This is a genomic window from Paenibacillus popilliae ATCC 14706 (assembly GCF_000315235.1).
GTDB classification, from domain to species: Bacteria; Bacillota; Bacilli; order Paenibacillales; family Paenibacillaceae; genus Paenibacillus_B; species Paenibacillus_B popilliae.
The window spans coordinates 1-11,193 of the sequence record NZ_BALG01000114.1; the positions used below are offsets into that span (position 1 = coordinate 1).

Annotated in this window: 10 protein-coding genes and 1 pseudogene; 10 read left to right on the top strand and 1 reads right to left on the bottom strand. The window is 46.4% G+C overall.

The features are described from left to right. The 8 genes and pseudogenes from PPOP_RS09410 to PPOP_RS25860 all read left to right on the top strand — a co-directional run. Nucleotides 1-430, top strand: a 430-nt coding sequence (locus PPOP_RS09410; RefSeq protein WP_006286043.1) for a hypothetical protein, incomplete at its 5' end; no start/stop codon positions are given. Nucleotides 431-891: 461 nt separating this feature from the next. Next, nucleotides 892-1,209, top strand: coding sequence for an ISL3 family transposase (locus PPOP_RS25105; RefSeq protein ID WP_052516604.1), 318 nt, complete (start codon nucleotides 892-894; stop codon nucleotides 1,207-1,209). 510 nt (nucleotides 1,210-1,719) lie between these two features. Next, entirely contained in the window at nucleotides 1,720-2,100 is a 381-nt protein-coding gene (locus tag PPOP_RS09425) for a Fic family protein (RefSeq protein WP_006286044.1), read from the top strand. Between the two features lie 382 nt (nucleotides 2,101-2,482). Next, complete coding sequence (cas5, locus tag PPOP_RS09430) at nucleotides 2,483-3,094, top strand: CRISPR-associated protein Cas5 (RefSeq protein ID WP_006286045.1); 612 nt, start codon at nucleotides 2,483-2,485, stop codon at nucleotides 3,092-3,094. Then, nucleotides 3,084-5,195 carry a hypothetical protein gene (locus tag PPOP_RS09435; protein WP_042228172.1) on the top strand — a complete coding sequence of 704 codons (2,112 nt, stop codon included), beginning with the start codon at nucleotides 3,084-3,086 and terminating at the stop codon, nucleotides 5,193-5,195. Before cas5 ends, PPOP_RS09435 begins: the two co-directional genes overlap by 11 nt. Further along, on the top strand, nucleotides 5,192-6,055 hold the full coding sequence (locus tag PPOP_RS09440) for a type I CRISPR-associated protein Cas7 (protein WP_006286047.1): 864 nt from the start codon (nucleotides 5,192-5,194) through the stop codon (nucleotides 6,053-6,055). Before PPOP_RS09435 ends, PPOP_RS09440 begins: the two co-directional genes overlap by 4 nt. Further along, nucleotides 6,052-8,205, top strand: coding sequence for a CRISPR-associated endonuclease Cas3'' (locus PPOP_RS09445; RefSeq protein ID WP_042228174.1), 2,154 nt, complete (start codon nucleotides 6,052-6,054; stop codon nucleotides 8,203-8,205). Before PPOP_RS09440 ends, PPOP_RS09445 begins: the two co-directional genes overlap by 4 nt. Before the next feature lie 86 nt (nucleotides 8,206-8,291). Then, a pseudogene (locus PPOP_RS25860) lies at nucleotides 8,292-8,386 on the top strand (Fic family protein); the annotation flags it as partial. A gap of 1,243 nt (nucleotides 8,387-9,629) precedes the next feature. Here the strand turns inward: PPOP_RS25860 and PPOP_RS22685 are convergent. Then, nucleotides 9,630-9,926, bottom strand: coding sequence for a hypothetical protein (locus tag PPOP_RS22685; RefSeq protein ID WP_042228180.1), 297 nt, complete (start codon nucleotides 9,924-9,926; stop codon nucleotides 9,630-9,632). A 212-nt stretch (nucleotides 9,927-10,138) separates the two neighbouring features. Here PPOP_RS22685 and sigK point away from each other — a divergent pair, with 212 nt between their 5' ends. Beyond that, the gene (gene sigK / locus PPOP_RS09465) at nucleotides 10,139-10,846 is read left to right on the top strand and encodes an RNA polymerase sporulation sigma factor SigK (protein ID WP_006286051.1); all 708 of its coding nucleotides are present in this window, start codon (nucleotides 10,139-10,141) and stop codon (nucleotides 10,844-10,846) included. A gap of 156 nt (nucleotides 10,847-11,002) precedes the next feature. Then, on the top strand, nucleotides 11,003-11,155 hold the full coding sequence (locus tag PPOP_RS22690; protein ID WP_159101826.1) for a hypothetical protein: 153 nt from the start codon (nucleotides 11,003-11,005) through the stop codon (nucleotides 11,153-11,155). Nucleotides 11,156-11,193: the final 38 nt, after the last annotated feature.

Genomic DNA, 11,193 nt, shown 5'->3' on the forward strand with positions numbered 1-11,193 from the left:
GTCTAGAATTACCGATGGCACAACGAATCCAGATTCTATTTTATCTCTTGTTTCCTACAATCAATATAACACACCATACTATACAACAATGTGGGAGGAATGGTTGAAAAAGAAAAAAAAGTGGGGGGGATGGTTGAAAAAGAAAAATAAATACGAAATGGATCTCATGTCCGTAAAACCGTTAATCGAAAAAATTGAAAGCTTATCAGAACCTGCTTTTTCAGATATGTTTAGAGCTTATGCAGAAGGACGTGAAAAAGAGCTTGGAAAATCGGCTAAAGAGTTTCTAGATGTTTTAGTGGAGCGGAAAAATACATTACGATCAAAAGTTGAAGATTTTTATAAGGAACTGGCAAGTAAGAAGGGAATTTCATTTGAAGGCTTTTCCCCTCATGCAGATGAAGTACCCGCAGATAAACTTGTTAGTTAATCTACGACAATGCGTGCATTGAATCGTTCCACAGCATGCTGAAGAAAGAACTTCTATATTTGGAGCTACAAAGGAAAACGAATCCATTCCGCTATTGGGTACCTTATGCCCATTTTCTAAAATATGCGAAGCACTGCGATCTTAATTTGAGAAGACGCAGTGCTTTTTTCTGTTAACGCTATCTAGTAGTCAATACTGCTCCGTAAGAAAATAATAGGGCGGGATAGCAGATGTGGACATTATTAAGCAGCCATGACAATCTCATTTCGGACATGTTCAAAGTGGCGTTGCAACGAGAAGAGCCTTGGGAATTGACACAGATTGAGTTTAACGATTAAGATCAGATCTGGCACTTGTTCATCGACTTTACACGAGGAACGACATTCGCCTGTCCCTTGTGCGGAGCAGCTACCCAAAAAAAGGATTGGCGGCATCTGGACTTCTGGGATTGGAAAACCTATATGCACGCCCGATTGCCGAGGGTCAAGGGTAAAGCATGCAATAAAGTCACACAAGTCACGGTAAAATGGGCACGACCGTTATCGCATTTCACCGTGCTTTTTGAAGCATGGGCGATGCGTTTGATGGCGGAAATGCCCGTCAATGCGGCAGCCCGTGAGCTTAGAGAACAGGATACGCGGATGTGGCGCATCTTCCATCACTACGTTGACAAGGCGATGGCAGAGCTTGATTTATCCAAGACGAAACGAATTGCGATTGATGAGACGTCCTCAAGGCGCGGACACCGCTACATGAGCAGAAGCAGACACCGGAACTGAAACGTACGAAATACATCTGGCTGAAGAACGAGGCGAACCTGAAAGCCATGCTCTTACAAGCCCGTGACTTCAGTCATGGGTTGTTGACTTCCGTACCGGTTAGAGAAATGCTTATGATGGGAGTGGTATCTGTGGAAAAGGTAAGTTCACCGGAAGAGTTGATGGAGAACATCGCAAATATGAGCCGTGACAACTCTGTGTACCAATTTGGCCATGAGCACCTCGGACATGCTGAAATCCTTTTCTTCCCAGGACTTTCGATAATGAATCGTATCATTCTATGGTCTCCGGCGGTAAGAAACAAATTTGCCCAGTTTCGGAGCGAGCACTTCTCAATCCGATATGAAGTATAGCTTTTTCGGAGGAAGCTGGCCCTTATGCAGGTATGTCCCGCATCGTTGTTAAGAGGTTTAGGCTCAACTTCGAGTAGCTTGAGAATGACAGATAGTCAAGGAATATGCAAATGGTGTAATCGAACCGCTCGAAAGTATTGATCCCGATAATGCCGATTTGACACCATGGCTGGAATTTTTTGTCGATGGTTTGGCAGAAGTCTTTCAAGAAGCGGCTAACATTGTTACGGAGAAATCTGCTCAAATGACGAGAAGCGAACCGGACCTGATTCGAAGGCTTGATCCGCAGCAAAGAATGGTGTTCGCTCAATTAACCTTTAAGCAAGACACACTGACAACGAGTGAGATGAGGGAGCTTCTGCGTTTGTCGGATCGTTCGATCAGGGAAAAGGTAAGTCATTGGAGAGAAGAAGGATTCATTGAACCGCGTGATCAAGATGCCCAAAGAGTTCGTTCGATTAAATTATCCGCGGAATACGAGAAGCTGGCGCAAGAGATTCGACATGAGCCGGATAAGTTCGCCCATTTTCTAAAATAAGCGAAGCACTGCGATCTCAACTTGAGATGCCGCAGTGCTTTTTTTGATAACGTTATCTGTCACCGCATCTGGAATGATATATGATGCAGGAAACAGCTTGCTTTACGGATAGAGGACCGGAGATCATCATGTCATGCCCCCTTTCCGTTCGTGGATGCAAGCGTCCTTGATTACGTGACGTGGCGCTTAGGCGTTCGGGTCTCGATTAGTTCTTTTTTTTTGTAAATAGAACCTATGTTTGCTGACAACATTTTGTCGAAAAGCTATAATATTCTATGAAACAAGGTAGTCAAAGGAAAATGATGCAAATAGAGTAAAAACCCCACCGACATCGTATCCATCATGCTGTGAGTAGGATACCAAAAAAGAAAGGGGAGGTTAAATGATTGAAAAGGTCTATCCCGTATCGTTTGAAATTGCCGGCCCGGCGGCCATGTTTACAAGACCGGATACAGGGGTTTCCCCTGTGTCCTATCCCGTACCGACAAAATCGGCCGTAAAAAGTATTGCTGAATGTGTGGTTTTAGCGAAAAACGCCTATTTTGAGCCGCAACGGATTGAAATCTGCTTACCGGTAGTCTACCACAAGTATACGACTAATTATGGCGGTCCGCTGAGGGAAAAGGGGGATAAACAGAATTTTCAATTTTTTGCTACAATACTGGAAAATGTCTGCTATAAGGTGTATGGGACTATTTTAGCCTATGCGCCACCGCGCAGCATCAGCAACCCGCAGCACCAGCTCCAAGAGGTGTTTCTCCGCCGTCTTGCTAGGGGACAGTTCCATTCAACACCATTTCTCGGCTGGAAGGAATTTGTACCCACCTATTTTGGGCCTGTACGCGATACGACAACGGTGAATACAAGCATCCATCTTGTCATTCCTTCTCTGCTTGTTAGCATGTACAACCGCCCGACGGACGGATCCGTTGTTTCACCGCGATTTATCCAGGATGCACGAATTGAAGAAGGGGTCATGTTCTATGCTGAATGAACTATATAAGCTTAGTAAAGCATTGGAGCATCACGGCTTGCTGCAAGCAACGACACATCCGAATGTAACCAATGTTGGAAAGGGAGATTGCCTCCTGATCGAAATGGACAGCAACGGATGCCCGCAAGCATCAAGGCTTCTCCCAAAAGAGGAGACAGGAACCCTTTGGAAGCACAGAAAAGGGAATCACAACAGCTTTCCGGCAATTTGTGTGCAAAAGCCATTGTTATCAAGCGAAGAAAGCCAAAAGATTGATAGACAATGGAAAAGGGGAAAAATGGCAAAAAAGGCGGAGTTGCTTCGTACGCTGAATTTTGAGAACATCAATCCGGAGTGTTCGAGTATCAAAATATCGGAATGGTCTCTGAACGAATTTGCACCCGTGCTTGTGGCCGACGATCCGAATCTAGCAGCTCTGAAACAGTTGATCGCTATATTTCCTCGTAAGAAGCAATTTGCTAAGTTTACCGCAGCGTTAGCGAAATTCTTGCAGAATCAAATTGCGGTTTGTAATAGCGAATCCGAATTAGATTTTTTCAAAAAATTGTTGGTTGGAAGCTGGTGTTCGAAAAGTGAAAAGTATGTCGCAGGCTGCATAACGTACTTTGATGTGTATGAGGCGGATGATTTTTCCAACGTAACGACATCATTTGCTACAAAGCAAGCGCTCATTTCTCTGCTTAACCGTGTTGAGAATACCCATGTTCACCACGAGATGCCCAGCTATACGATATGTCCGCTATCAGGATCACGCACCGTTGGTATCGGTGATAAATATCCGAATCCCAATATCCCAGCTCTTGGAGAAACTTATTTCTATGGAAAGAGTTCAAATACACCGTGCCTAACAAGGTATTCCATGAGCGGTACAGAGGCATTTCAAGCAGGGAAAAATGAAGTCAATGCAATCAATGACGCGCTTGCTTTTATAACAGCAAAACCCCGAGAAAACAAATCATGGAAAAAGATGAGCGACAGCAATCGTGCAGAACCAAATCTTTTGCTTGCCTATGTAAGCGATGATCCACAAAATGATGCGTATCTTGCCCAGATTCTGGGGGATCCCTGCGATAATGGAGATGAAGCTGATTATAGAGAGGAAGCGGAAGCGGCATTTGATAGGCTTTGTCAGCAAGTACTTGGGAACATGGATGAGGCAATCCGGAAAAATCCCCGCACGCAGATCAATCTGATTATATTGGAAAAACTTGATAAAAGTCGCAGACAGGTTGTCTACGAGAGAGCCTGGAGCGCTGAACAGTTCCGAGAGAATTTGCTGTCCTGGGCCGATGCGGCTCAAAACCATCCGCAAATCGAAATACCAGTTCGCGGTAAAAAAACAATTGTTCCCTATAAGCCATTTTGCCTTGGACCTCATGGAATATGTCGGTTGCTGAAAAGCAATGATACCGACTCAGGATCATCGAAGCCGATGAAGCAGAGTGCCGTCTCCCTACACGAAATTTATCGGCTCTATATGCCGCAGAATGGGACAGCCGATCGTGATCCGGCATTTCTCCATGCGTTTTTATCGATTGTGGTCAGAAAAGCATCCGGACTGCTTGGAGATGTAAAACATCAAATCATCGTTGAGAATGCGCTGCCATCAAAAAAAGAAGCGCGCACACGGGGGAAGCGAGCAGCGTCGTTTGTTGCACTGATTTCCATTTTGCTATGGCATTTACATGTCAGAAAGGAGAAGTATATGCTTGAAGCACCTTATAACATCGGGCAATTTTTGCAATTATCGGATATGTTGCACAAATTATACTGTGTGCAATTGCGTAATGGAGGCGATAAGAAAAAACCGCTGCCTACGCAACTGATGGGCAATGAAATGCTGGCCATCGCATCTGAAAATCCGCTTGAAGGTCTGAACCGTCTGCGTGACCGCATGAAAATTTATCTGGCATGGGCAAACACCGTTACGGGAGAAGGCGCGGGCCTTGCAAAATGGATACTTGCCCGATATGGCGAGGTTAGCGCCAAAATTGCGGCAAGCGAGCTGCCGGAACAGTTTGTGCCTGCGCAGCAGGCGCAGGTATTGCTTGGCTATTTGGCAACGATCTCATATGAAAAGAAAGTGGGTATGGAACCATGAGCGAATTTATTTGCAGAGGAACCGGATTATTAGTCATTGATGTAAAGGACTCCAATCCGAATGGCGATCCTGACCGCGAGAGCGATCCCCGCACACGCCAGGATGGCCGCGGTGAAATTTCTCCCGTTTCTTTCAAGCGCAAGCTGCGCGATTTGGTTGCGGCTAAAGATTCACCTGTATGGAAGGAACTTGCCGCAGAATTGGGGCTGTCTAACGAAGGGTTTGACATCTTGGAGAGCAAGGACACCGAGCGCGACGAGGTGCGGAAATTGTCTCCAGATAAATTTCTGGCCAAATATTGGGATGCCCGGGTTTTTGGCACGACATTCCTTGAAGAAAAGGGTGGCTCCTTCATCTCGACCGGTGTTGTACAATTCGGCTTGGGCGTTTCTCTTGACCCTGTAAAAATTGAGCGCATGACAACGACCAAGGTACTTGCGGTCGAAGACGACAAGAGCAAAGGGATGGCTCCGCTTGCCTTTCGCATCGTTGCTTACGGCGTGTATGCAATGCCGTTCTTCATTAATGCAACCGCAGCACAGAAGACATGTTGTACCAAGAAGGATATCGAACTGCTGCTGCGTCTGATTCCCCATGCTTATAAAGAAACGGCCTCCTATATCCGTTCTCAGGTCGATATCCGTTACGCATTTTATGTGGAGCACAATCGTGCCCGTGGTACGTTTAACGATTTCAAAATCATTGAGGCGCTTACTCCTGTTCGAGTTGGACAAGCTACTGGCGCAGCAACTTCATGGAACGATTATAACGAGGAGGCGTTGCTGGAGAGCATCACGGCTCTTAATTCTCAACTCGAAGGGAAAACAGCGCCCGTTGTTGATTTGATGGAGAGGCTATGACACCGTTTGCACATAGTGCGCGCGGTGGAAGAGTGCCCCAGACCTATCGTGACCACGTGGCTGGGGTGGTGGACGTTGCTTGCCGCAACGTCCACAGCTTGCTCCCGTTTGCTGCCAATCAAAATGCTGAATCTTATTTGGATGTCGTCAGGACTTCATCGGTCTATCATGATTTGGGCAAGCTGAACCCGCACAATCAGGATGTTCTAAGCGGCAGGAAAGCAGCGGCGCACCTGCCCGTAGAACACCGGGATGCAGGCGTATCGCATCTGATTGGTGATCATCCAGAAAATCCCGCAGCCGCCTTAGTATATGCCCATCACCGCCCGGGTCTTCCGAACCTGATGGATCAGAGGGCTGATCCCTTTCCTTTCCGGTTTGAGTCCGCAAGGGAAGACAGCGATGCACACTTGAATGAGTATCTGGAGCTTCACCGCCAAGCGGTTGGGGGGGCTTTCAAAACAGATTTGACCGTTCCAGCGAACAAGCTATCTGCGTTGGAGTATCGAATCCTTTTGAGTTGTCTTGTGGATGCGGATTATTTAGATTCTGCGGGAGAACATCGGACTTTGCCTGCAACGCGCTGGTCTGAACGACGCGAGCGACTAAATCACTATGTACAAGCCTTGCAAGAACAAGCGAAAGAGCCTGATTCTGAGCGAAATAAACTGCGAAGTGAGCTCTACGACAACTGCAAACAAGCAGCAACCCATGAACCTCTGGAATATTGTGATAGCCCTGTTGGCACAGGGAAAACGACCGCGGTAATGGTTCATATGTTGAAATCTGCCGAGGAGAACGGATTAAGGCATATTTTTGTGGTACTGCCCTATACCAACATTATCTCGCAGACGGTGAAGGTGCTTCGAGAATCACTCGTACTTGAGGGGGAAAATCCGGAGGAAATTATTGCGGAGCATCATCATCAGGCTGACTTCGAAAGCGCTAAGCTGCGTCACTTGGCAACAACATGGACAGCACCAATCATTGTAACGACAGCGGTTCAGTTTTTTGAGACATTGGCAAGCAATATCCCATCGAAGCTGCGTAAGCTCTGTCAGCTTCCAGGCAGTGGTGTCATTGTTGATGAAAGCCATGCCACATTGCCGCCGCAGCTGATGCCTCCCGCATGGAAATGGATTACCGAACTGACAGAACAGTGGGGATGTCGATTCTGCCTTTGCTCTGCGACCTCCTTCAAGTTTTGGGAAAATACGTTATTCAAAAAAATAGCTGCGACTAAAGTAACTCCACTGCTAACCCGGAGAATGGAAGAAAAACTGAACCGTTTCGAGAGGAATCGGATTACTTTGAATGCGTGGCAACAAAATGTGCCGCATTTCATCAGTTCATCTGAACTTATTCATTATATCGAAAAATTTACTGGATCAAGATTGGTCGTACTTAATACCGTTCGTTCAGCAGCCTATCTTGCAAACATGCTAAGAGATAGTGGACGGGATGTCCTTCATCTGTCAACCGCGCTGACTCCTAAAGATAGAGAAACGGTGATTGAAGAAGTAAAACGCAGACTGGGGTCGGAGACAAGCTACGCTAACGATTGGACACTGGTTGCGACAAGTTGTATAGAATGCGGTATCGATTTTTCCTTTCACTATGGCTTTTGTGAACTTCGCTCCCTGTCAAGTTATATTCAACTAGGCGGACGAATCAGCAGGAATAGCGAATATGAGGATAGTTCACTGAACGCTTTTACGATAACGGAGGATGGCTTTGGCCATAACCCGATGTTTGATATTCCGAAAAATGTGTTCATCAAGCAAATCAAGTCAGGACATTTGCCTTCTTCGATGATTACAGACGCAGTAACGCAAGCCTTTGATCTGGAGTGCAAAGCGATGGGCGGGTTATCGGATGAAATATGCAAGCAAGAGCGGATACGCGCTTTTGCAGAGGTGGCCAAAAGCTTCAGGATTATTCCAGAGGAGTCCGTGACGGTCGTTGCAGACAATAAACTTGCAAGGAGTATTCGCCAAGGTGACGACGTCTCAGCAAAAGAATTGCAAAAAGGTAGTGTCCATATTAGACACACCATTTTGGAGAAACTTGGATGTGGGGAAAGTGAGTTGCCAATGCTTACAGATGAGCAATACGATAGCTTTCTTGGTTATATGAAAAGTCTGATTTGAACAGCATAAACGGGCGTCCGCCCACATACATGAAATGACCAATGAACCATGAACCCGTAAAGCTATTGCGGTCGGTTTCATTAGTAGGGATTTTCATGTGGAAGTGCTGGCAATTCATCCGTATATGGACGGAAATGGTCGGACGGCCCGGATGATCACCACGTATCTTCTACGCCGAGGTAGTCCTTTTTATGTGATTGGAGCACTTGTTCGCTGACAAGATAAAATCAATACTTTTTGATACCTTATTTTCAAAAGCTAAAATAGGAGTTGATTGAGGTGGAACAAAAGCTCCACCCTAATGTTATTCGATATTGGCAGGTTATGTACTGTATACATACGTTCAAATGGATACTTATCGGCAGCATCCCGTTGATTATTCGAGCCGTGTGGTTACCTACCTGGGGAGAGTTAATGATGATTTCCATTCTGATGATACCATTTTTCTTCATCAAGGGGATTGCGTTCGTTTGTTACGGTGTCTATAAAAAATACTCCCGAAGGAGCTATTTCCTTGGTGACGATGAAATCAGGATTCGATGGGGGAAGGTATGGTCGGACAACTCTTCCATTATTCCTTACGAATTTTGGACTTGATCGCACCGATTACGAACGAGGGTTACGGATTGACGGAACGAGATATTGATCCGTACTATTGGGTGCCGCGGGATCAACGGTTTTACTTGGGAAGTTTGGCGGATAAGAAGCAAGCCAAAACCATTGGTGAACAGTTTCACGATTGGAAGATCACAGTTCTGTTCACTTTTCTTCAATCGTGCTTTTTAGACAAGAATACCATTCTTTATGGTCCCCCGGGAACCGGTAAAACCTATCATACCGTTCTATATGCGGTTTCAATGATTGAGAGAAAGCCCTTGAATATCATTCTCCAGTTGCTTATGAGATTGTACCTGGAGTGTTTAAGCGTTTTTGCGAAGCGGCTCAAAAGCCAATTGTACAAGACAGCAACGATTATGGAATTCGTAAAGAACCTACGATTTGGAAGGTTTCCTTAGGAGGCTCCAAGGAGAATCCGATTAAAGGGATTGCTTCAACAACAATAGAATTCGAATTGGAAGGGATTCTTATGGTGAGATTGTGAGGGGTGAAAGTAATGATTGCAGAAATATCCATTAAAAAAATAGCGACTTACAATAATACAGCTCAATGTTTACTTTCACAAGGAAGTAAAGTGATGGAGCCTCGAAAATAAGTTAGATGGCCGATGTGGTTACACTGTCAGTGCTTACGTATTTTGTCGGTAGAGAAATTACCGTCAATGACGTGAGCGATTGGGCGTCAGGCACGACACAGGCTTGCGTCTTCTTTCGCCAATCATGCCAAGTACGGAAAAACGGCAGGTCAACCTGCCGTTCCCCGTTGCCGTTCCATGTCCGTAAGCACGCGGCCAATGTGATTTTCTTCTACAACTTCGGCGTCTTTTTCTTCCGCCTCAAACAGTGCCTGGCTAGGAACAACTCGTTTATTTCCAGAAGCGATTTGCGTTTTCGAGGCCTGTTGCTCCCTTCGAATCGGGCCCTGGGTGCTTGCTTCGTGCTGCCGTGCTCGCGTTCGTGGTAGTAGCCGTCCAGCCAACTGCGGAGCGCGCTGTTGAGCTGCTCCCGTATCGTCAGCGCTTCCCGGTCCACAAGCGACTGCACTTCAGGACGAAAGCTCAAATCGACAAACGGGAACAGACGCTCGTATTGACTGACACACATAGGCAACAGCCCATTATTAACGGATAACAGCTTTAAAAACAAAGCTGATCATTTTAGCCAAAAATACAATAACAGCTTTCCCCGTACATGCACTTCTGGGCCATCGCCTACATACAATGTATCACTGCGCCGGGATTCGGCTCACTGCGAAGAGATACCGCTAGGCGCAAGACGCAGAATAGAACGTTGTCAGACTCCTGGAGGTGGCTAGCTTGACGGGTTTATTTGCTGCAATCGCTGTTTTTATCAAGCAATTGACGCTCCTTGTATCCTACGTAAAGAACAATGCGTTTCCGCAACCGTTGGCGGAAGAGGATGAGATGAAGCATTTGCAGCGGATGGCGGATGGTAATGTACAGTCGCGCAATACGCTCATTGAGCACAATCTTCGCCTAGTTGCACATATCGTGAAGAAATTTGACAACACCGGAGAAGACTTGGAGGATTTGATTTCCATCGGCACGATCGGGCTCATCAAAGCGATTGAGAGCTTCCAGCCGAACAAGGGAACGAAGCTGGCGACCTTCGCCGCCCGCTGCATCGAGAACGAGATCTTGATGCATCTGCGCTCCTTGAAAAAGACGCGCAAAGATGTCTCACTTCATGATCCAATCGGCACGGATAAGGAGGGTAATGAGATTACGTTAATCGATATTCTGGGAACAGACGGAGACGAAGTGGTCGATAAAGTGCAGCTCAAAATTGAGAAAACCAAAATATACAAGAATCTGGATATTCTTGATGAGCGGGAGCAGGAAGTGATTCGCGGCCGCTTCGGTTTGGATGGGGGCGGAGAGGAGCGGACACAGCGGGAGATCGCCAAGGAACTGGGCATCTCGCGCAGCTACGTATCCCGGATAGAGAAGCGGGCGTTAATGAAGCTCTATCATGAATTTTACAAAAATAAAGGTCACTTGTAACAGCCGCAAAAAAGGCCAGCCCTGTTCAGGTTCAATACGCTCCACCGCTGTCCCGTGCAACACTGCCCCAGATCCGTGCTGCACGGGGACCATCACATCACGTCAGTTCAAAGCGGATGTTGGTGGAATGTTTCATTCAGCCGGGGGACGGAACTTATGATGAATTCAACATCAGCCTGCGAAGGAGATGTAACCGTCGTTGGATACTTTCCGCTGGTGCCGCTCTGCGTGTGCGAAGGCGATAGCGGTGACTGGACCCAGCGTTTCCTCTTTCTGCCTCTGTTTATCACCCTAGCCCAAGAAAAGTGAAAGTGAAGAGAATGTACAAATTATGCATCAGATCGATG